This window comes from Mesorhizobium sp. M1066 (assembly GCF_040318635.1).
Classification (GTDB): Bacteria; Pseudomonadota; Alphaproteobacteria; order Rhizobiales; family Rhizobiaceae; genus Mesorhizobium.
Genome location: NZ_JAMYMR010000025.1, coordinates 1 through 22,242, shown reverse-complemented (window position 1 = coordinate 22,242; position 22,242 = coordinate 1). Strand labels below are relative to the sequence as shown.

The 22,242-nt window shown below is 63.1% G+C and carries 19 protein-coding genes and 1 pseudogene; 8 read left to right on the top strand and 12 right to left on the bottom strand.

Annotated elements, in window-relative coordinates; genetic code table 11:
* Position 1 precedes the first annotated feature (1 nt).
* From NKH52_RS24890 to NKH52_RS24845, 10 genes are all read right to left on the bottom strand, one after another.
* Positions 2–2,029, bottom strand: a complete 2,028-nt coding sequence (locus tag NKH52_RS24890; RefSeq protein ID WP_352734750.1) for a hydantoinase/oxoprolinase family protein — start codon at positions 2,027–2,029, stop codon at positions 2–4.
* Between the two features lie 103 nt (positions 2,030–2,132).
* Positions 2,133–3,113 carry an AraC-like ligand-binding domain-containing protein gene (locus tag NKH52_RS24885; RefSeq protein WP_023808993.1) on the bottom strand — a complete coding sequence of 327 codons (981 nt, stop codon included), beginning with the start codon at positions 3,111–3,113 and terminating at the stop codon, positions 2,133–2,135.
* Between the two features lie 235 nt (positions 3,114–3,348).
* Positions 3,349–3,678: a hydroxymethylglutaryl-coenzyme A reductase family protein gene (locus NKH52_RS24880; protein WP_352968019.1), complete on the bottom strand. Its 330-nt coding sequence runs from the start codon at positions 3,676–3,678 to the stop codon at positions 3,349–3,351.
* Positions 3,635–4,969 (bottom strand): PQQ-dependent sugar dehydrogenase, encoded by a 1,335-nt coding sequence (locus NKH52_RS24875; RefSeq protein WP_023808994.1) that lies wholly within the window; start codon positions 4,967–4,969, stop codon positions 3,635–3,637. Before NKH52_RS24875 ends, NKH52_RS24880 begins: the two co-directional genes overlap by 44 nt.
* A gap of 37 nt (positions 4,970–5,006) precedes the next feature.
* The gene (locus NKH52_RS24870) at positions 5,007–6,047 is read right to left on the bottom strand and encodes a c-type cytochrome (protein WP_352734754.1); all 1,041 of its coding nucleotides are present in this window, start codon (positions 6,045–6,047) and stop codon (positions 5,007–5,009) included.
* Positions 6,048–6,088: 41 nt separating this feature from the next.
* Positions 6,089–6,709 carry a cytochrome c oxidase assembly protein gene (locus NKH52_RS24865; RefSeq protein WP_245486037.1) on the bottom strand — a complete coding sequence of 207 codons (621 nt, stop codon included), beginning with the start codon at positions 6,707–6,709 and terminating at the stop codon, positions 6,089–6,091.
* The gene (locus NKH52_RS24860) at positions 6,706–7,080 is read right to left on the bottom strand and encodes a hypothetical protein (RefSeq protein WP_127294296.1); all 375 of its coding nucleotides are present in this window, start codon (positions 7,078–7,080) and stop codon (positions 6,706–6,708) included. Before NKH52_RS24860 ends, NKH52_RS24865 begins: the two co-directional genes overlap by 4 nt.
* Before the next feature lie 7 nt (positions 7,081–7,087).
* Complete coding sequence (ctaD, locus tag NKH52_RS24855) at positions 7,088–9,616, bottom strand: cytochrome c oxidase subunit I (RefSeq protein ID WP_352734756.1); 2,529 nt, start codon at positions 9,614–9,616, stop codon at positions 7,088–7,090.
* Positions 9,613–10,590 (bottom strand): cytochrome c oxidase subunit II, encoded by a 978-nt coding sequence (gene coxB / locus NKH52_RS24850; protein WP_352722992.1) that lies wholly within the window; start codon positions 10,588–10,590, stop codon positions 9,613–9,615. The genes ctaD and coxB overlap by 4 nt, the downstream gene beginning before the upstream one ends.
* Positions 10,591–10,872: 282 nt before the next feature.
* On the bottom strand, positions 10,873–11,841 hold the full coding sequence (locus NKH52_RS24845; protein ID WP_127411123.1) for a LysR family transcriptional regulator: 969 nt from the start codon (positions 11,839–11,841) through the stop codon (positions 10,873–10,875).
* 131 nt (positions 11,842–11,972) lie between these two features.
* On the opposite strand from NKH52_RS24845, the gene NKH52_RS24840 reads away from it, so the two are divergent.
* From NKH52_RS24840 to NKH52_RS24805, 8 genes are all read left to right on the top strand, one after another.
* Positions 11,973–13,406: an amidase gene (locus tag NKH52_RS24840; protein ID WP_352734758.1), complete on the top strand. Its 1,434-nt coding sequence runs from the start codon at positions 11,973–11,975 to the stop codon at positions 13,404–13,406.
* A 54-nt stretch (positions 13,407–13,460) separates the two neighbouring features.
* Positions 13,461–14,759 carry an ABC transporter substrate-binding protein gene (locus NKH52_RS24835; protein ID WP_352734760.1) on the top strand — a complete coding sequence of 433 codons (1,299 nt, stop codon included), beginning with the start codon at positions 13,461–13,463 and terminating at the stop codon, positions 14,757–14,759.
* 70 nt (positions 14,760–14,829) lie between these two features.
* Entirely contained in the window at positions 14,830–15,654 is an 825-nt protein-coding gene (locus tag NKH52_RS24830) for an ABC transporter ATP-binding protein (protein ID WP_031212363.1), read from the top strand.
* Positions 15,651–16,379 (top strand): ABC transporter ATP-binding protein, encoded by a 729-nt coding sequence (locus NKH52_RS24825; protein WP_352734762.1) that lies wholly within the window; start codon positions 15,651–15,653, stop codon positions 16,377–16,379. The genes NKH52_RS24830 and NKH52_RS24825 overlap by 4 nt, the downstream gene beginning before the upstream one ends.
* A 4-nt stretch (positions 16,380–16,383) precedes the next feature.
* Positions 16,384–17,271, top strand: a complete 888-nt coding sequence (locus NKH52_RS24820; RefSeq protein WP_352734764.1) for a branched-chain amino acid ABC transporter permease — start codon at positions 16,384–16,386, stop codon at positions 17,269–17,271.
* Positions 17,272–17,297: 26 nt separating this feature from the next.
* The gene (locus tag NKH52_RS24815) at positions 17,298–18,365 is read left to right on the top strand and encodes a branched-chain amino acid ABC transporter permease (RefSeq protein ID WP_352734765.1); all 1,068 of its coding nucleotides are present in this window, start codon (positions 17,298–17,300) and stop codon (positions 18,363–18,365) included.
* A 10-nt stretch (positions 18,366–18,375) separates the two neighbouring features.
* Positions 18,376–19,959: a GMC family oxidoreductase gene (locus NKH52_RS24810; protein ID WP_352734767.1), complete on the top strand. Its 1,584-nt coding sequence runs from the start codon at positions 18,376–18,378 to the stop codon at positions 19,957–19,959.
* Positions 19,960–19,969: 10 nt separating this feature from the next.
* Positions 19,970–21,070, top strand: coding sequence for a histone deacetylase-like amidohydrolase (locus NKH52_RS24805; RefSeq protein ID WP_128302563.1), 1,101 nt, complete (start codon positions 19,970–19,972; stop codon positions 21,068–21,070).
* A gap of 436 nt (positions 21,071–21,506) precedes the next feature.
* Here NKH52_RS24805 and NKH52_RS24800 read toward each other — a convergent pair.
* Together NKH52_RS24800 and NKH52_RS24795 are read right to left on the bottom strand one after the other, a co-directional pair.
* Positions 21,507–21,623, bottom strand: a pseudogene (locus NKH52_RS24800) (S-formylglutathione hydrolase); the annotation flags it as partial.
* A gap of 121 nt (positions 21,624–21,744) precedes the next feature.
* Positions 21,745–22,242: zinc-binding dehydrogenase (locus NKH52_RS24795; RefSeq protein ID WP_352734769.1), on the bottom strand; the 498-nt coding region annotated here is incomplete at its 5' end.

The window sequence follows — 22,242 nt, the reverse complement described above, 5'->3', positions numbered from 1 at the left end:
CTCAGCCTTTCGTCACGATGAGAATGTTCAGGAAGCCGTCGACGGTGGCGCTCATTCCCGGCGGAACCACGGTGGTAGAATCGAACTGTTCGACGATGGCGGGTCCCCCAAAGGCAGCGCCGGCGCTGAGTTGGTCGCGTTCATAGACAGCCGCATCATGAGATACGCCGTCGAACCAGACGCCGCGGCGGCCGACCGGCTGTGGCTTGTGCGGCAAGACTTCATGCCGCGGCATCTCGGCTTTCGGTACGATGCCGATCGCCTTGACCGCGATGCGGAAGATCGACACCGGCGCCTCTTCGCGGCGGTAGTTGAACTCGCGTTCGTGCTCGTTGTGGAATGCCTCTATCAGCGAGCAGATGCTCTCGATCCGCGCCGGGGCTGACACCGCGAGCGAGCGCCACTGGCCCTGGTACATCATCTCGACCGTACGCTGCAGTGCCATGTCTTCGCGCGCCACGCCCTCATGGGTCAGACGCTCAACCGCCTGTTCTTCCATCAGAACAAAGGCCGTCTGCATCTCGGCGGGCGAGACCGTCGAAGCATCGGCCATGAAGCTTTCGGAGAAATCATGCTGCACGTCGACGAGAAGGCAACCGAGCGCGGAGGTGACGCCAGGATTGGGCGGCACGATCACGGTTGGAATCGAAAGCTCCTTCGCCACGGCCGCTCCGTGCAAAGCGCCTGCACCGCCGAATGCGACGAGCGCAAAGTCTCGTGGGTCATAGCCCCGGCTGATGGAGAGAAGCCGGACGGCATTGCCCATATTGGCGTTGGCGACGGCGATGATCGCCTCAGCCGCCTGGTGGAGTTCCATGCCGAAGGGTTCCGCCACCGTCTCCTGAACCGCCTGGGCGGCCAGAGCGGGGTCGAGCGTGATCTTGCCGCCCGCAAGGCTGGTGCCGAGACGACCGAGCACGACATTGGCATCGGTGTTGGTGGCGGTGCGGTTGCCATTCTTGTAACAGGCCGGGCCCGGAAAGGCGCCGGCGGACTGCGGTCCGTTGCGCAAGCTGCCGCCCTCGTCCTGCCATGCCAACGAACCGCCGCCCGCGCCGATGGTCAGCACCTCGATGGAGGGGAAGCGGATCGGATATCCGAATTCGATGTACCAGTCTTTTGTGATGCGCGACTCCCCGTTCCATGCGAGCGAGACGTCGGTGCTGGTGCCGCCCATGTCGAAGCCGATCGAGTTCTGGAAGCCACAGAGATTTCCGATGAAGCGGCTTGCGATCGCACCGGCGGCGATGCCCGATCCTGCGAGCCGGGCTGAGAAATCCCTGACGCTTGCGGGTGTCATGACCCCGCCACCGCTGTGCAGCAACAGGAGATCTCGCTTGTATCCGGCCGCGGCAAGCTTTTCTCCGAGACGCGACACGTAGTCGACGACGACCGGGGCGCAGACGGCGTTGGCCATGGTGGTGGAAAAACGCTCGTGCTCGAAGATTTCCGGCATCACCTCCGAGGAGATCGAAACCGGCAGATCCGGCATGGCCTCCTTCAGAATCTCACGCATACGGCGCTCATTGGCGCCGTTGACATAGGAGTTCATGAAGCAGACGGCGATGGACTTGACCTGCCGTTTGACGAGAATTTCCGCGACGCGGTGAGCGGCCTCTTCGTCCAGTGCTTCCAGGATCGTGCCCTCGGCACTGACCCGTTCCCGGACTGTCAGCCGGTCGCGGCGCGGGATATAGGGCTTGGCGACATCCTTGTAGGTGTCCCAGAGGTCTTCCTTGTTGGCGCGGCGGATCTCGACAACATCACGGAAACCCTCGGTGCAGACCATTGCGGTGCGTGGCAGGCGGCGGGTGATCAGCGCATTGGTGGCGACCGTCGTACCATGAGAGAACAGCGTCACCTCCGAAAGATCGATGCGGCCCTGCTCCACGCCATTCATGATCGCCTGCATGGGATCGTCAGGCGTGGAGGCGGTCTTCTCGATGCGGATCGCGCCGCTATCTTCGTCCATGATGCAAATGTCGGTGAAAGTCCCTCCGACATCGACGGCAACTCTTATTCTGCTCATGACAGTTCCTTCGCGGGATATTTGCGGGCAAGGCCCGGCTTTCGCCGCCCTTGCCGGGGCGACGTCGCAATAGATTATGGAATTGGCCCGGATTTCGCCGGGTCTAGTGCCGCTCTCTTGAGGTCGAAGCGCGGCCTGCTCGGTTCGCTGCTTCGCGACGGGTGTCAGTCGGTGCGCAACCGAACCGCGTCCGGTAGTGCTTGCAGAATTGAGACTGGTCGGCAAAGCCCCAGCGGTAAGCAATCTCGGCAACGCTGCTGATGTTGGTCACCGACATCAGTTCCTCGGAGCAAAGTTCAAGCCGGGCGTCGCGGATGAAGCCGTTGATCGACTGGTTGCTGTCCTGAAAAAGAACCTGCAGATAACGCAGGGAAATCCCGCAGGCATCGGCCACCGCCTGCGGGCCGAGGCCGGAATTCTTCAGATTGTCGCGAATATACTGCTCGGCACGATGCAAATGGCCGGCCCGGATCGACGAGATGCTGCTGTCCAGCACGCGATCGTCGCTCACGATCGACAGGCACAGCATTTCCAGGATGTGCCTGCCCATCATCTCACGAGCGACTTCAGTGATCTCATCGACATGGCCGATCGTGGTTCGCACCGTGTCAAGGAAGAGCGCGGCGACGCCTTGGGTTGCGTCGAAACTGAGCGCACTGAGCCGTTCGGCAGACCCGATCCGCGCCCGAACGCTCGACGACGGCACCTTCAGGACCCACAGCGCGTTTGGCTTACCGTGCCAGAATTCGTAAGGCGCATCTCCCCTCTCAACGAGGAAGCCCCCCGGACCGCAATTGACGGTCCTCGACCCTTGCGAGAAATTCACCTCCGACATCTCCGGGATGGTGATGAGCAGGCTGGCGTCACGTTCGTTGAGGAAGTGGCGGCGATGGCGGCGATAGCTTACGGCATCGCAGCGCATTTTAGACACGCTGACGAGCCCAAGCGAGAAGGTTTCCAGCGTGCCTGAAAATTCACGACGGTTCCGATACTCGGTGTCGAGCGGAAAATAGGCTTCGGTAACAGCGGCTTGCCAGGCATCACCGCCTGTGGGACCGCCGATCGTATCGACGACGTATTTCATTCCCCGACCTTTCTGGTTGGCCCCGGTTAGCCCGGTGTTTTTCTGAAGATTACAGGAATCCGCCGGCGCGTATTGGTCAAAAACGAATAAACTTATGTGGCCGTTTGGCCCAAGGGCCGGAGCTCGCGACGGTTTCAATTATCATCACGGTCCTGGTGTGCAGTTGATCAAACCAGCCTTGGGCACGCAAACCGCAAGCCAACTTGGAGCCAATGCATTCTTTTCGCACACTCATTCAGGATAAGTTGGCCAGCGCCGGGATCGCCGCCATGTTCTGTGCCAGGCCGACAGTCACCGCCGCCTCGGCCAGTTCCTGCGCACCCTTCACCCCGAGGATCTTGAGCGCGATGTGGGCCAGCGGACGCGTCTGGTGGGCGCCGCCAACCAGACCGAGCGCCATCGGCATCTCGATCGTCCCCCGAGAAACCCTGTTTCGCCAAAAATGGTGACGATCCGCTCGGCTCCTCGGTCGTTTTGGCCCATGAGCCCAACCCTTCCACGCGCCGAAGCAACGCGCCGGCCTAGTCGGCCGCCGGGATAACCCGCCAAATCTTGTTGCCCACATCATCCGCGATCAGCAATGCGCCAGTTCGGTCGATGGCGACGCCAACCGGACGGCCGAATGCCTTGTCATCGTTGCTCAGAAATCCGGTGAGCACGTCCTGTGGCGGCCCAGACGGCTTGCCGTCGGCAAACGGCACGAAGATCACCTTGTAGCCGCTTCGCGGCATGCGATTCCATGAACCATGCTGGCCGACAAAGGCGCCATTCTTCATGTGCGGGCCGAACAGGTCGGCGGTGTTGAAGGTGAGCCCAAGCGACCCGGTGTGCGCCCCGAGTGCGTAGTCGGGCACGATCGCCTTGCCGACGAGGTCCGGACGCGGTGGCTGCGCCCTGACATCGATGTGTTGGCCGAAATAGCTGTGGGGCCAGCCGTAGAAGGCGCCATCCCTGACCGATGTCATGTAGTCGGGAACGAGGTCGCTGCCGATCTCGTCCCGCTCGTTGACGACCGCCCAGAGTTCCCCGCTTTCAGGGTTCCAGGAGAGGCCGTTCGGGTTGCGCAGACCCGACGCAAAGAGCCGCGTCTGCCGCGTCGCGAGGTCGATTTCGTGCACGGCGGCGCGGCCTTCTTCCTCCTCCATGCCGTTTTCGCCGACATTGGAGTTGGAGCCCACGGTGGCATAGAGCTTCATTCCGTCCGGACTGGCAATGACGTCCTTGGTCCAATGGTGATTGCGGCCGGCCGGAAGGTCGACGATCTTCTCGGACGGAGCAGTGATCTCGGTGGTGCCGTCGCGATAGGGGAAAGCGACGACCGCGTCGGCATTGGCGACATAGAGCTTGCCGTCGAGCAGCGTCATGCCGAAGGGCGAGAAGAGGCTGCTGAGGAGGGCTGTCCTGGTCTCAGCCACGCCATCGCCGTTCTCGTCGCGTAACAGCGAGATACGGTTGGCGCTCCGCACCTCGGCGCCAGCCCGGCTCTGGAACAGGTTCATGAACCAGCCACGTATGGAAAAACCTTCGTCAGGTTTTGGCGGCGCGTTGCTTTCGGCGACCAGCACGTCGCCATTGGGCAGCACGTGCAGCCAGCGCGGATGGTCGAGGCCGCCAGCGAATTCGTTGACGGCGAAGCCTTGGGCGGCGACCGGCATCTTGCCTTGGGGCCAAGGGGTCGCCTCGGCAACATGGACCGTGGGTATCCAGGTCGGATTGGGTTCGGCGAGCGTCGGGTTTGGACCGTAGGTCTGCTCGATCGGAACGGTGGCCTGTTCGCGCGAGAAGAAGAACAAGCTCGCCCCCGCGATTACGACGAAGGCGACAATGACGAGTAAAACGCCGAGAATTTTTCGCATCAAATATTCCCGAGATTGGGACAGTGACGTAACGCCATCAGGGCGTTCCGGTTGCGGCGGCACGCGACATTTGCGCGAAATAGGCGGCCAGTGCGGCAATATCTTCGTCCGAGAGGTTTTTAGCAGCGTTGCGCATCAGATGGGCGAAGCGCGTGCCGCCGCGCTTTTCCTCGCGGAAAAGCTCGAGCTGGGTCGCAATGTATTTGGCGGGCTGTCCGGACAGTTCCGGATAGATGGGGTTGCGGTCCGGACGACCGTGGCAACCCAGGCATGCCGGAACGTCGCGCTCCGGAATGCCGCGTCGCGCGATCTCATCGGCACGCGCGATCCGGGCACGGTCCGGTTGCGTTGACGTTGCAGGCGCAGGCAGCGCGGAAAAATGCCGCGCGATATCGGCGAGGAGTGCAGGGTCGACAGCGGTGACAGAAATTCCCATGACACCGCTCTGGCGGTGGCCGGCAGCGTAGGCTCTCAAACTTTCAAGAAGATAGGTTTCGCGCTGAGAGGCCAAGATGGGCGTTGCGGGGCTCCGGCCGAGCCCATCCGTGCCGTGGCAGCGGGTACAGTCGGCGAGTGCGCGTTCGAGGCCTCGTGTTTGGCCAGTCGGCGGTTCGCTACTGCCATAAGCAAGGTCGCGCCACCGCGCCTGGTCCATCATCGGCAGTTCGCGCAGGAAGGCAACCATCGCCCAGACTTCATCGTCGCGCTGCTGCGTCGGCCAGGCCGGCATGCCGGTGAAGCGCACGCCGTGCTGGACGATGCGGAAGAGTTCGGCGTCCGTCCATTCGCCGACCTTACCGACAAGGTCCGGCGGCTGCGGCAGCATCGCAAGGACGGCGGGCGAGCGCCGTTCGCCGGGCGCGCCGTGGCAGATGGCGCAGCCGCGGGCGAAATGGCCGGCAGCCGGCTGAATAGCGTAGCGCGGCAGCTCGTCCGGCACCTTGACCGTGAGTGCGTATGTCCGTACGGCCGAGCGCATGGCGAAGTGGAGGAACCACTCGGTCACCTTCCAGTGGCCGGTCGAGGCGCCAACGTTAAAGAAGCCGATCCAGGTCGCGAAAAGCACGGCGGCCGGCAAAATCGCCAGGCCTATCGCCAAGTGTTTCCAGTTGACGTGCATCAGCCGGCCAGCCTCTCGGTTTTGCCGCCTAGGAGCCTGGCAAGCAGGAAGACGCCTCCAGCGAGGTAAGCGGCAGCGCCGATCATCAACATGATGATGCCGCCGAGCGCCTGGTCCTGTCCCGCCCCGAGCACGAGGCCGAAGCACGTCACATCGCCGAGGCCATAGAGCGGTCGCGAGGCAAGCGAGAGCAGCGCGCCAAGCAACGTCATGTGGATGGAGGTCAGGAGCAACGCGAAGGCGCCGGCAGCGTCCCTAGCCGGCGCATCGGAATTGCGCGGCGCCACGCACGTCAGCCACAGGAACAGCCCGGCGCCAAGGAAGGACACCTGCTCGATCATGGTGGCAATGGTCGATGTCTCGGCCCACTGGCGCGCAGCCGGCGCATGCCAGCCCCAGACGACAATCAGTTCGACGAGAGAGGCGATAAGGGGAGCGGCGGTGGCCACGGAGCGTATCGTCCTGGCAATACCGATTGCGATCAGCGGCGCCGCGATCGCGACGACGCCCATGTGGGCAAGCATGTGGGCCGCGAACGAGCCACGCCACGCATCGAGCAGCGGTCCCGCCCAGACCAGCGCGAGGGTGACGAAGCCCAGCAACAGGCTTGCCGTCCTCATGAGGAGCATCCGTCGATGAAGAGCAGCGGCAGCGCCACGTAGAGCACGGCGACGAAGCTCAGGCCGCAAAGCAGTAGCGTGGCAAACCCCTGGAAGAGGTTGCGGTCCGTCGCTGTGGGATCGTCGTGCGGCGGGTCGTTCGTGCCGAAGCCCCACTGCCTCCAGGCGAGCCACCCGGACAAGACGATCATCGCGAGTGCCGCCAGCGTCATAGCCACTATGCCAGCCTGGACGACAGCGAAACCGAGGTCACCGCGCTTTGCACACCAGATTGCGGCCAGTGCGTAACAGGCGAGGAAATGTCCGGCCCAGATCACGGGCGCGGTGAAGAGCGTCCAGAGCGTTTCGACCTCTTTGGGAATGATGCGCATCACCGTCTCACATCGCTTCAGGGAAAAGGCCGATGACGGCGAAGGTGATGACAGCGGTGATCGCCATAAAATGCCAGTAGAGCGCGACGTTGTGCAGTTCCATGTCGTGCTCCCGCGTCAGGCGACCGGCGAGGCTGCGCGCAAGGCAATAGAGCTGCATGACGGATCCGACCGCGGCATGAGCAAGCGCCCAGATGACGAGAATCCAGACGATCGCCGGATAGACATGCGCTGTCGGCTGCATGTCATGCTGCCAGGGTCCGGCAAAACCGGCTGCAGAGGCAGCAAGCGTCAGCAGAAACGCGGCAACAAGCGCAACGCGTGCGCCGTCGATCCACCCGCTTGCGTTCAGTCGGCGCGCACCAAGCATCGCGACCCATGCGGCGACGAAGAGAGACAGCGCGATCATCGGCCACCGCATACCGGGACCCGGCTGCCCCAGAGTGAAGTCGGGATGGATGGTCCAGTAGAAGAAATAGCCGAAGATGAGGCTGGCGAAGGCAGTTCCGTCGCCAACCATCGTAATGAACATCGCCCACCAGCCAACAGAATCCGGGCCGGAGGCATAGAGCGGCAAGCGCAGTCCAAGGCCGACATCCTTGGTCTTCTTTTCCGGGGTTTCGCCGGTGCCGGTCCAGAGCCACCACAAAATGGCTGAGAGCGTGCCGATGCCCGACAATAGGGCAAGGATCCAGAGTTCGAAGGTGAGCGCGACGAAGACGCCGCCGAGCAATGCGGCCGAGATTATTGTGATCGTGGTTGATGTCGCCACGCGCTGGCACTGCAGCGGATGGGCGTCGAGCACCGAGGTGATGAGCGTCTCGCGGCGATTCTCCTTGGCACTGCGAAGATAATAGGCGCCCTCATTGACCTTTTGCATCAGATCCGCCTGGTCCCAAAGCGGATACCGGCTCTCGATGATCGGAATGGATCGAACGCCCCAGTTCTCCTCGGGCTCGTTCAGCCATTCGAGCGTGCCCGCCTTCCACGGATTCTGCTCGCTGCGGGGTTCGCGATGCTTCGGCCGTACAACATCGAAGACAACCACCAGCACCCCTGCCGCGAAAACATAGGCGCCGATCGTGGAGATGAGATTCAGCCAATCCCACCCGATCCCCTCGGGGTAGGTGAAGACGCGGCGCGGCATCCCGCGCAGGCCGCTGAGATGCATCGGAAAGAAGGCGACGTTGAAGCCGGCAAACATCAGCCAGAAGGCGGTGCGCCCGAGACGGGGCGAGAGCATCCGCGCATTGATCAGCGGGTAATAATAGTAAACGCCGGCGACCAACGGGAACAGCATTCCACCGATCAGCACGTAATGCAGATGTGCGACGATAAAATAGGTATCGTGCGCCTGCCAGTCGAACGGCACGAGCGCGACCATCACGCCGGTCAGCCCGCCGATGACGAAGATAGCGAGCCCGCCAGCGCCGAACAGCATCGGCACCGAGAAGATGACACGTCCGGCCAGCATGGTGGCGATGAAGACGAAGATCTGCACGCCGGTTGGAATCGCGACCGCTTCCGAGGCGGCCGAGAAGAATGCCAGCGAAATCTGCGGCAGGCCGGTCGCGAACATGTGGTGGACCCAGAGGCCGAACGATAGGAAGCCGGTGCCGACAGCGGCAAGCACGATCCAGGAATAGCCGACGATCGGACGTTGCGAAAAGGTTGGCACGATCATCGCCATCAGCGCGATGGCGGGCAAGAAGATGATGTAGACCTCGGGGTGCCCGAAGATCCAGAACAGGTGCTGCCACAGCAGTGGGTCGCCGCCCCGCGTCGGGTCGAAGAACGGCCAGTCGAACATGCGCTGCATCTCAAATAGGATGTCGCCGGCGATCAGCGGCGGAAAAGCGAATAGGATCATGCCCGCGACGATCAGCAGGTACCAGGCGAACAGTGGCATTAGGTTGATGCGCATGCCCGGCGCGCGGCACTTCATGATGCCGACGATCAGTTCGACCGCCGCAGCAATGGAGGCGACTTCGATAAAGGAGAGGCCCAGCAGCCAGATGTCGGCACCAATGCCGGAATATGCCTTGTCAGTGGCAAGAGGCGGATACATGAACCAGCCTGAAGAGGGAGCGGCGTCGAAGAAGATCGAACCGCAAACGAAGACACCGCCGATCAGAAAGCTCCAGAAGCCGAAGGCGCCAAGACGGGGAAATGGCAGTTCACGCGCACCGAGCATTGGCGGCAGCAGAAAGATCGCGACGGCCTCGAAGATGGGCACGGCAAACAGGAACATCATCACGGTGCCGTGCAGCGTGAAGGCCTGGTTATAGAAGTCGGCAGAGAGGAAATTGTTTCCCGGAACCGCGAGTTGCGTGCGCACAAGAAGCGCCAGAACGCCGCCAAACAGCATGAAGGCAAAGGCCGCACCCCCGTACCAGAGGCCAACCTGCGTATTGTTGACCGAAGTCCAGTAACGCCAGCCGATCGGCGTCTTCCAGACGAGGCGCAGCTGTTCTTCCTCGATCTTCTCTGCGGAGGGCAAGGCGTTTCGCGTGATGCGGGCTTTGAGGGTTGTCATTCGAGTCCCTTCAGCCAGGAGGCGATTTCGGCGATGTCCTGTTGGGGCAACATGTTGAAGTCGGGCATCTTCGAACCCGGCTTGATCAAATGCGGATGGGCGATGAAGCTACGAACGGCCTCATCGTCGGTGGGCAAAACGCCGGCACCAATCGTTCCCCGCGAACCCATATGCGAGAGATCCGGGCCGACACCACCCTCAGCTTGTGTGCCCGCAACGCGGTGGCACGCGCCGCAGCCGTTGCGAAGGAATATGTCGCGTCCGGGCAAGGATGCGCCGGGCGAAGGGTTCGCCCGCACAGCCAGCCATTCCCGGAAGGCAGCGGGCTGCATGGCGACGGCCGTGAAGGTCATCAGCGCGTGCGAGGTCCCGCAATATTCCGCGCAAGGGCCGCGGTAGGTGCCAGGTTTGGTAGCCAGCAACGAGAGCCGATTCACGCGACCCGGGATCATGTCCATCTTGCCACCGAGCGCGGGAATCCAGAAGGAATGGATGACGTCGGTGCTTTTCAGCAAGAACTCGACGCGCTCGCCAACCGGCAGCCTGATCTCGTTGGCGGAAAGAATAGGAACGCCGCCGTCAGCCGGGTGGTAGGCGACCCGCCACCAGAATTGCTCACCGGTCACTTCGATCCTGAGACCATTGGCTTCGCCGGCTCGTGCGAAAGGTCTCAGTCCAGGCATCAACCAAAGCGCATAGCCTAGCAAGAGAAAGAGGAGTAGCGAAGGAATGGCTGCCCCGCCCCAGAAAATCAGCCGGCTTGCAATACGCTCGTCTATGGGAGTGCGCTCATGACGCGTCGCGTGGACCAGAAGACCGATGACCGTCAGCCAGATAAAACCGCCAGCAATGGCCATGGGCCAGAAAAGGTCAGCGATCTGGCGCGCTTCCTCTCCGGCCGGATCAAGCGCCGACTGGGCTCCCGAGCAGCTGGAACAGGTTCCCAAGCATAACCACAGCGCGAGCCAGCGCACCGCAGCGAGTTCCGTAATCCGGGCGCTTGTGCTTGGAACTGTTGACGAATCTATCCCTCCAATCGATGCCCTTGCTCACAAACGCGCCCGCAACCGAGTGGTTGCGCCAAAACTTCAGTTTAGCGGCAATGGCCAGTGCTCATGCAATCTATGCGCGTCATTTGTGCGCCGGTAGGCTTCGCCGAGCCGGCCGTCGATCTCGAACATCTCGATCAGGAACCCGCGCCTCCGGCGCGGTTGCAACGCCAGTCCTGTAAATGTCCGCAACGCCAAGGGGGCGGCTCAGCCATCCTCCCTGGCGACCAGTAGAAAAGGTTCGCGCTCCGGCGTCGTCACCGAAAAGCCCGAAGGGCCCACCGCGCTGAAAAAGCGATGGAACATGTCGATGAAGACACGCACGAAGAGTGGCTTTGCCGAACCGTACATGTCGGCGACGATCAGCGTCGGTGGCGGCAGTTCATCGAGGATTGGTCTTCGAACGATCTCCTCGCCATCGGCGGTGGCGCGGCCGATCGGCCGCATGTTGAGGACGGCCATGCCGAAGCCGGATGCGACGGCCGAGCGCACCGTTTCGTAAGAGCGCGTGCGAAAGCGCACCTCCGGCCGTTTCGCCAGCACGTCGAACAGGGTCAGGAGATAGGTCGCCGTGTGCGGCAGGTCGAGCAGCACCAGCGGCCGTGCCGCCAGTTCCGCCAGCCAGATGCCGTCGCGCGCGGCAAGGGGATCGTCTGCATTGAGCACGGCATGCGCCGGTACCTTGCAGATGCGGGTGACGCTGTCGATACCGATTGGACCGATATCGTAGAGAATGGCCAGATCGATCTGGCCGGCGACAAGCCGTTCCTGCAACTGGACCTGGTCGGCCTCGACAAGGTCGATCTCGACATCGCCGACGCTGTCGAGGTAGCTGCGCAGCATCTCCGGCATGAACAGCGCGCCGAACGGCTCGAAGCAGCCGATGCGCAGGACCTTCGGCACGCGCCCGTTGAGGTCTCCGATCGACCGGTTGAACTCCGTTTCCGCCGCCAGCATGATGCGGGCGGCGGCGACGAAGCGTTGGCCGGCCGGCGTGATGGAGACGCCGCGCGCCGGCCGCCTGTCGAAAATGCGCGCCCCCATCCCGGCCTCGGCCAGAGTGATCGCCGCGAGGATCGAGGATTGCGAGATGTAGAGCGATCTGGAGGCCGCCAGCACGCTGCCAAGGCGGGCGACTTCGCAGACATAGCGCAACTGCCGAATGGTCAGATTCATGGCTCTTTGTTACATTAAATAGCGAATATTCCCCACAACAATACATTTTATGGTGATGAAAAAACCCGCCAGATTGCCCGGGCTGACAAGGCTGCCGCAAGAGCGGCCATGAAGTGAGGGGTTCGAACTGCATGCCGAATGGGCTGTCTCCCATTGCCGACGCCGATGATCTGTGTCGCCTGGCTGCTGCGGAGCTTAGCGCCGCCTACCGCGCTGGATCGCTGTCGCCCGTCGAGGTGACGCTGGCGGCGCTGGATCGCGCCGAAGCGATCAATCCGCTTTTCAACGCTTTCACCATGATCGACCGTAAGGGTGCGATCGAGGCCGCAGGTGCTTCCGAGAACCGCTGGCGGGCAGGCGAGCCGCTGTCGGCGGCCGACGGCATACCGACGACGCTGAAGGACATCGTCTGGGTCGAGGGCTGGAGCGTGCGTTACGGCAGCAGGACGACGACTTCCGCCGCCTATGACAAGGATGCCCCCGCCGTTGCCCTGCTGCGCAGAGCCGGCGCCGTCTTCATCGGACAGACGACGACGCCCGAATTCGGCTGGAAGGCGATTACCGACAGCGGCCTCTGCGGCATCACGCGCAATCCCTGGAATGCGCAAAAGACCCCCGGCGGTTCCTCCGGCGGAGCGGCGGTGGCCGCCGCCACCGGCGCCGGCGTCTTCCATCTCGGTACCGATGGCGGGGGCTCGATCCGCATTCCGGCCTCGTTCACCGGCATCGCCGGATTGAAGCCGACCTTCGGCCGCGTGCCCGCCTATCCGTCCAGCGCGTTCGGAACCGTCGCCCATATCGGACCGATGGCGCGGACAGCACTCGATCTTTCCGTCATGGCCGGCGCCATGTCCGGCCGCGATATCAGCGACTGGCAGCAAGGCGTGGGAACGCTGGCGCCGCTTGGCCGGATCGAAGAAGTTTTGCGGGGCGCCCGGATCGGCTACTGGTCGAAGCCGCCTTCAGGAGCGCTGGATTCCGGGATCGCCGCCGTCGTCTCCCACGCCTTGACGTGTTTCGACGCCTTCGGCGCGACGGTCGAGCCGATTGATCTTCCCGGTGGCGATCTCCTCGATCTGTTCCAGCATCACTGGTTCACCGGCGCCGCGGCGCGGCTGGCGCTGGTTCCGCCGAGCGAACGGGCGGGCATCGATCCGGGCTTCCTGGAGATCGCGCAGGCTGGGGCGGCGTTCGACGTCCATACGCTCGTCGCCGCACAGTTGGAGCGCGCCGAATTCGGCGCCGCCATGGACCGGCTGCTAGACGACTATGATTTCATCGTTTCGCCGGGGACATCGATTCCAGCCTTCGACGTTGGCCTTGAAGTGCCTCTGGGCAGCGGCCTCTCGCGATGGATCGAATGGGCGGCGTTCAGCTACCCGATCAATCTCAGCCAGCAACCGGCCTGCGTCATCCCCTGCGGCATGACCGAGGCGGGCCTGCCCGTCGGCTTCCAGATCATCGGCGCGCGCGGCGACGATGCCCGCGTGCTTTCGGCGGCAGCCGATCTGGAAGCCGCTTTCGTGCCCATGACCCACGCGTTTCGCCAGAAAGATCTGGTGTGAAAGATTTCGCATGAAGAAAAGACTCTAACCAGCGCCAAAAAGGGGAACTTTGCCATGATGAACAGACGTGCAATGCTGCAGGGCGTGGTCGGCACGGGTGCGGCCGGCGCCGCGCTTCTTGCCGATATGAACACTGCGGCGATCGCCCAGGACACCAAGCCCATTCCGGTCGGCTCGGCCCTGCCGATGTCCGGCATCGCCGCCGCCGACGGCATCGAGTTCAAGAACGGTCTCGAACTTGCCGCCGAGGAGATCAATGCGGCGGGCGGCATTCTCGGCCGGCCTGTCGAGATCCACATCGAAGACACCAAGGAAATGGGCGCCGACCTCGTCAGCCAGTCGATGCAGCGCCTGATCGACCGCTTCGAGGCGCCGGTCATCATCAATGGCTACAATCTCGGCACCAACATGATCGAGATGGACGTCGCCGCCGACAACGACGTCATCATGATGCACTACAACACGCTGATTTCGCACAATGAGAAATTCAAGACCGACCCTGCCCGCTATTACAGCTCCTTCCAGGGCGATCCGCCGGAGTTCTGGTATGGACCGGGCTGCCTGAACTTCCTCAAGACGCTTGCCGCGGACGGCAAATGGAAGGCGCCCAACAAGAAGATCGCCATCATCCCGTCTGCCAACGAATATTCGATCGTCATCGCCAACGCGATCCGCGACAAGGCCGCCGAATACGGCTTCGAGGTTAGTCTGTTCGAGACCGTTCCGTTCCCGACCAACCAATGGGGACCGACGCTGGCGAAACTCCGCCAGGACCCGCCGGCGGCGATCCTGGTCACGCACTTCCTGCCGCAGGACCTGGCGCAGTTCATGGTCCAGTTCCTCGCCGAGCCGATCAACAGCCTGATCTACATGCAGTACGGACCATCGCTGCCGGCTTTCCGCGAGATCGGCGGCGAGGCGGTGAACGGCGTCGTCTATTCGACGGTGATCGGCTGCCTGCCGGACGATTTCTCCAAGCTGTTCCGCGAGAGCTACCGGGCCAAATTCGGTCCGAACTCGGCCTACATCACGGGATCGCAGACCTATGACGGCCTGTGGATGTGGGCGCTTGCCGCGGCAATCGCCGGTGGTCCAGGCGAACCGATGGACAAGGCGCAGACCACCAAAGTGGCCAATGCGATGAAGCGCCTGGTCTATCGCGGGGTCAACGGCACCTACCGGGCCGATCCGGCCGGCCAATCGGCCTTCTGCTATCCGACGCAGGTGGCCGATCCGTCGCTTGGCATGCCGCACCAGTTCCTGCAGCATCAGGATTACAAAATCGATCCGAAGCTGATCGCGCCGGCGCTCTATGCCACGGACAGCTTCATCCTGCCGCCATGGATCAAGTGACCGGACGCGGAAATGAAACCAACGACACCGGCCGGGCCCTTTGCCCGACCGGCTCCATTGGGTGAGAAATATGACTGAGGCCGCCGGTCCGATGCTGGTTTGTGACAGTGTGGTCAAACGGTTCGGCTCGCTGGCCGCCGTCGACGGCGTGTCGATGGTGGTCAATGCGGGCGAGATCGTTGGCATTGGTGGGCCGAACGGCGCCGGCAAGACGACCTTCTTCGACGTGGTGACCGGGATCACGCCGGCCAGTGGCGGCCGGGTGCATTTCGGCGACACCGACATTTCGGCGCTTCCGGCCGACCGCATCTGCCAACTCGGCATTGCCCGCACCTTCCAGCTCAATGCCGCCTTCGACAGCTTGACCGTTCGCGAAAACATCGAGATCGCCGCCTATTTCGGCCGGCAGCGGCGAAGGCTGGCCGGCTTCCGCCTCGGCGAGGATGTCCGGCAGGCAACGATCGAAGCGCTGGACTTCGTCGGGCTCGCGGCCAAGGCCGACGAGACCGTGGCGCGGCTGCCGGTGCTCGACCGCAAGCTGCTGATGATTGCCGGCGCCATCGCCACCCGGCCGAAAATGCTCTTCCTCGACGAGCCGGTGGGCGGGCTCAACGTCGCCGAGATCGACCAGATCATGGCGATGGTGCTGAAACTGCGCGACCAGGGACTGACCATCGTCCTGATCGAGCACGTCATGCGCTTTCTCCTGGCGCTCTCCAGCCGCGTGATCATCATGCACCATGGCAAGGTGATATTCGAAGGCCGGCCGGACAAGGTCGCCGAGGACCAGACCGTAGTCGAAACCTATCTCGGCCAGGGCACGCAGAAACGGCTGAAGAAATTCTTCGATGAGCAAGCTGCCATGACGAATCCGGCGGTGGGGGGAACGCCATGACGGGCGCAGCCGCAAAACCACCTGTCCTGCAACTCGACGGCATCGTCTGCGGCTATGACGGACTCGACGTGCTCAAGGGCATTTCGCTGACCGTTCATGCCGGTGAATTCATCACCGTCGTCGGCCCGAACGGCCATGGCAAGTCGACATTGCTCAAGACCATTTCCGGCCTGGTGCCGCTGCGCGGCGGTCAGATCAGCATCGACGGCCGGCGCCTGTCCGGCAAGCCGCATGAGACGGCGATGCTGGGCGTCGCCCACGTGCCTCAGGGCGATATGCTGTTCGCGCAGATGAGCGTGCTCGAAAACCTTTTGATGGGCGGCTATCTCGCGCCGGACAAGGCCGAGGTCGCGCGTCGGCTGGACGAGGTCTGCGCGCTTCTGCCGAAGCTTGCCGACCGTCGCAACCAGATCGCCTCGAGCCTATCGGGCGGCGAACGGCGCATGGTCGGCATAGGCCGCGGCCTGATGATGGGCGGGCGCATCCTGTTGATCGACGAGCCGTCGCTTGGCCTCGCGCCACTGATCATCGATCAGGTCTACGACGTCATTTCGCAACTGAGCAAGGCTGGGCGCACGATCCTGCTGGTGGAGGAGAACCCGGCCCGGGTCGAGGACCTCGCCGACCGCCTGCATCTGCTCGACGACGGCGCCATCGTCTGGTCAGGCAAGCCCGCCGAACTGATGGCGCGCGACGAACTCCTTGCAACCTACCTCGGAGGCTGACGCCATGACCGACGTTCTCATGGCCATTCTCGTCGCCGGCTTCACCTCGGGCGCGCTCTATGCGCTGGCGACGGTCGGACTGTCGCTGGTCTGGGGTTCGATGGGCATGCTCAACATGGCCCATGCGGCGATGCTGACGCTTGGCGGCTACGTCGCCTTCACGGTGATCACCTCGCTCGGCCTGCCGGTCGCGATCGGTTTCGCCGGTGCCATCGTCGCGGGTGCTTTGGCCGGCGCCATCCTCTATTTCGCGATCGTTCGCAATCTCCTGCAGAACGACAAATCGACATTCGAAGCCAACGTCATGATCGCCACGGTCGGCATCGGCATCGCCCTCGAGAATGCCATCCTCCTTACCTATGGCGGGCAGCCGCTGAAGCAGCCGGTTTCGATCGCCGGTGCCTTACGCCTGGGGCCGCTGACGCTGCCCTGGCAGAACCTTCTGATCATCGCGGTGGTGGTCGTGATGATGGTGGTCGTCTCGGCGGCGCTCGGCCGCACGCGGATGGGCCGTGCGATCCGGGCGACGGCGCAGAACCGCGACGCGGCGCAGCTCATGGGCGTCGCCGTCAACCGCGTCTACCTGCAAGTGCTGATGCTGTCGGGCGCGCTCGCCGGCATCTGCGGTGTCATGGTCTCGTCGATGACGCAATTGTCGCCGCCACTCGGCAACGACCCGATGCTGAAGGCCTTCATCATGTGCGTGGTCGCCGGTCTCGGCAATCTGCCGGGCGCCATCGCAGCAGCACTTGGGCTGGCGTTGCTCGAATCCTTGGTTCAGTACGCCTTCGGCGCCAGGTGGGGCTTTCCATCGCTGCTGTTCGTCGTCATTGCCGTGCTGATCTGGCGGCCGTCCGGCCTTTTCGGCCACGCCGAAATCCGGCGCATGTGAGGGGCATCATGACAGAGACACGCCCCATGTCCCGTTCCTCCATGTCTCGCTCGGCCAGGACTGATCTTGCCATCAGCCTGATGCTGATCGCGGCGGCGATCGCGCTGCCGTTCCTGGTCGACAGCCGCTACATCCTTGGCCAGATCGTGCTGGCGCTGTTCTATGCGACGATCGCCTCGCAGTGGAACCTCCTGTTCGGCTTCTCGGGCATCTTCTCGCTAGCGCAAATGGCGATCTTTGCGTTCGGCGGCTATGCGACGGCGATGCTCTGCTTCTATTTCGGCTGGAACGTCTGGGCAGCACTTGTGCCGGGCGCGCTGGGCGCCGTGCTGTTCTCGCTGGTCGTCGGCCTCGCCTGCCTTCGCCTGACCGGCGTCTATGTGGCGCTGCTGACGCTGGCGATCGCCCAGACGATGTATCTGCTGATCGTCACCGACACCGAATGTTTCGTCATGGTCGGCTCCGTCTGCCGCCAGTTCACCGGCGGCGCCGTCGGCTTTGCCCGCTTCGGCGACCTCGGCACCAGGGCCTTGCTCCGGGCGCAGTGGCTGGTCGGCAATTACGCCATCATCGCGGTGCTGTTCGCGCTCACCATGGTCTTCACCTACGCGATCGTCAAAAGCCCTATCGGCCTTGCCTTCCGGGCGCTGAAGGACAATCCGGGCTATGCGGTGGCCCGCGGCGTCAACCGCTTCCAGGCGCAGCTTCTGGTGTTCGGCATCTCCGCCTTCTTCACCGGGCTGGCCGGCGGTTTCTATGCCGCGCATTTCCAGGCGATCGGCCCCGGTGTGCTGTCGATGTCGCAACTTATGTTCATCATCGCCATCGTCGTGGTCGGCGGCGTCGGCACGTTCTGGGGACCGCTGGTCGGGACGGTGGTGCTGGTGCTGGCTGACGAATTGATGCGAGAGAGCGGCGAGTTCCGCACGCTCGGGCTCGGCCTGATCATCGCCCTGTCGGTGGTGTTGATGCCCAAGGGGCTGGTCGGCCGTTTTGGTGATCTCGTCGACTGGCTCGGGCGCCGTCGCGCCAGCCCCGACAGCAAGCCGGCAGCAAGCAGCATTGTGCAAAGCCCGACCCCGGCCGGAAAGTGAGAGACTGACGATGTTCGAAACGATCATAGTGGGCGCCGGCTCGGCCGGCTGCGTGCTGGCAAACCGGCTCAGCGCCGATCCTGCCCGCAAGGTGCTGCTGCTGGAGGCCGGGCGCGAGGCGCCGCTCGCCTCGGACGTGCCGTCGGACTGGCCGACCATGTTCAACACGCAAGTCGACTGGGGCTACCACACCGAGCCGCAGGCCGGCTGCCGCGGCAGGCGGGTGTTCTGGCCGCGCGGCAAGATGATCGGCGGCTCCGGCGCGCTGAACGCCATGATCTATATTCGCGGCCTGCCGTCCGACTATGATGGCTGGGCGGCGATGGGCTGCCCCGGCTGGGCGTGGGCTGACGTGCTGCCGGTGTTCAAGGCCAGTGAAAGCAATGCCGAACTCGGCAACGACCCGCTGCACGGCGCCGACGGGCCGCTGCATATCGGCAATGTCGGACATGTCGATCCCAACGAGCTTGCCTGGATCGAGGCCTGCAAGGCCGCAGGCTACAAGCAGAACCGCGATTTCAACGGCGTCGAGCAGGAAGGCGTCGGCCTGTTCCAGTTCACCATCAAGAATGGCGAACGCTGGGGCACCGGCAAGGCCTATCTGCGCCCGGCGCGGGAACGACCCAACCTGACCGTGAAAACCGGTGTGCTGGCGACGGGCCTGATCGTCGAGAAGGGCCGGGTCAAGGGCATCCGCTATCTCGTCAATGGCGAACCTGAGACCGCTTTCGCCGACAGCGAGGTGGTGCTGTCCTCGGGCTCGATCGGCAGTTGCCAGCTGATGCTGCTTTCGGGCATCGGGCCGGCCGACGAACTCGCCCAGGTCGGCGTTGCTCCCGTGCACGACCTCCCGGGCGTGGGCAAGGATCTGCAGGACCACATCAACATTCCGATCACCTTCTATACCAAGGACAAGATCGGCGTCGGCGCCTGGACCGACGAGACGCTGCAGCGCGACTTCGCGGAATGGCAGACATCGCGCAGCGGTCCGCGTTCCTCACCCTGGGTGGCGGCGGGCGGCTTCGTCAAGAGCCGGCCCGATATCGAGCCGGACCTGCAGCTTTACGGCGCCATCAGCCCGCATCGCGACTATGTTCGGTTCCTTTCGTCCAGACCCGGCATCACGCTGCACACCACGCTGCAGCGGCCAGACAGCCGCGGCGAGATTCGCCTGCGCTCGGCCAATCCAATCGAATATCCGGCGATCGACCCGCGTTACTTCATCAGCGACGAGGATGGCTCGGACATCGCCACGCTGGTCGAAGGCATCCGCATCAGCCGGCGCATCGCGGCGCAGTCGCCGCTTGCCGAAATGCTCGTCGGCGAAATCACGCCGAGCGCCGAATGCGAGAACGACGCCGAGATCGCCGACTATATACGCGGCCACTGCACGACGCTCTATCACCCGACCAGCACCTGCCGCATGGGTTTAGATGCGATGGCCGTCGTCGATCCGACGTCGATGAAGGTTCATGGGCTGGACGGGCTTTGCATCGCCGACGCCTCGGTCTTTCCGAAAATGGTGTCGGGCAACACCAACGCGCCGACGATCATGATCGCCGAACGCGCCGCGTCAATGATCCTGGCGGGCTAGGAAACAAAACATGACGACAGGCTGGAATTTCCACGAACTCTATCTCTGGCACGAGACCGGCAATGCCGCGCAGTTCTTTCAGCCGAGCCTGACCATCGAGCCAGGCGAGCATGCGGAGAATGCCGACACGAAACGCAGATTCCGCAATCTGATGGAGGTTTCGGGCCTGACCGAGAAACTATCCAAGATCGCCTCCGTCGCGGTGAGCGAGGATGACCTCGCCCTGTTTCACGACCGCGACTACATCAGCCGTATCAAGCTGCTCAGTGATGGGCGCGGCGGCGATGCGAGCTATCTCACCCCCTTCGGCCATGGCAGCTACGAAATCGCCTGTCTGGCCGCCGGCGGCACGGCAGCGGTGATGGATGCGGTGTTGAGCGGCGATGTCGACAATGGCTATGCGCTGGTACGCCCGCCCGGCCATCATGCCGAGCGCGGGCAAGGCATGGGCTTCTGCCTGTTCGGCAACGTTCCGGTCGCTATCCTGAAGAACCGGGCCAAACATGGCTTCGAGCGGGTCGCCAGCGTCGACTGGGATGTTCATCACGGCAACGGCACCCAGTCCGCCTTCTATTCGGACCCGTCGGTACTGACCATCTCGATCCATCAGGACGGGCTTTATCCGGATGACAGCGGTCTTCACAAGGAACGCGGCGAGGGCAAGGGCGAAGGCTACAACATCAATGTACCGCTGCCGGCCGGCTGCGGCCACGGCGCTTACATGTCCGTCTTCGAACGCGTCGTGCTACCGGCGCTCAATCGCTACAAGCCTGATCTCATCGTCGTGCCGTCGGGCTTCGACGCCTCGGCGGCCGATCCGCTGGGGCGCATGATGCTGCATAGCGGCAGCTACCGCGACATGACGCGGATGTTGATGCAGGCGGCGGACGACCTCTGCGGCGGGCGCCTGATGATGTCGCATGAGGGCGGCTATTCGGCCTCCTACGTTCCCTATTGCGGCCTAGCGGTGATGGAGCAACTGTCCGGCATCAGGACGCATATCGACGACCCGTTCCTGCCGGTCTTCGAAAGCTATGCCGGCCAACCCTTGCAGCCACATCAGGCGGCCGCTGTTTCCAGGGCGGAGGAACTTTTGGGCGGCATCGCCTAGAATTCTGATTGCGGTCAGCCAATGAGGCGATCTCAAGACGCCCAATCTCACAAATGCGGGCTTGCGCTGACGGTAGGACGTGCGGCTAATGCATGTTGCCCAAAAGTGGCCCCGGTTTGGGACAACGACATGCATGAAAACAAAGACTTAAAGCGCGTCGCATGAATCCGTTTCAACGCGACGCACTTTAAAGTACCGTTCGCACCGAAACGTCACCGGGAAAGCCATTTTCTGTATATGTTTCAAATGGTTGATCTACAAAAAAGCACCGTCAGGCCGAGAAACGGGTGACTGTCCTTTCTCGGACGTTGATTCACGTACGAAAAGTACCGCCAGATTGATCTGCTGCCCTTCACATGCAACGAAGCCCGTGTTTGCACGGGACCAGAAAAATCAGTGACTTAGACAGTCGGAGACTTCAGTTGATGATGAACCGGCAAGGTGTCTCATGGGCCTGCGGCGGCACGAAAACGGCAAAATTCATGTCGCAGGCGCAGGCTTCCGACGTGTGGGAATAGACGCCCTGCACGCCGCCATGCGATCTGTGACGCAGGTCTGATCGACCGGCGGCGCGGGCATTCCGGAATGCCTGCGCCACCGGTCTTACGCCGATGCTGGGGAAGCCGGTATTTTGGGAACACAGAGCTTTCAGCGCGGCGTATGGCTCAAATCGATCAGTAGACCACCACGCTGCGAATGCTTTCACCGGCATGCATGAGATCGAAACCCTTGTTGATGTCCTCGAGCTTCAGCGTGTGGGTGATCATCGGGTCGATCTGGATCTTGCCGTCCATGTACCAGTCGACGATCTTGGGCACATCGGTGCGGCCGCGCGCGCCGCCGAAGGCGGTTCCCATCCAAGTGCGGCCGGTGACCAGTTGGAACGGCCTTGTCGAAATCTCCTGGCCGGCGCCGGCGACGCCGATGACGACCGACTTGCCCCAGCCGCGATGCGAGGCTTCCAGCGCCTGCCGCATCACCTTGGTGCTGCCGGTGCAGTCGAATGTGTAGTCGGCGCCGCCGATCTGGTCGGCGCCACGCTTGGTCATGTTGGCGAGGTGAGGCACGACATCGCCGTCGATTTCCGTCGGATTGACGAAATGCGTCATGCCGAACCGCTCGCCCCACTCCTTCTTGTCGTTGTTCAAATCGACGCCGATGATCATGTCGGC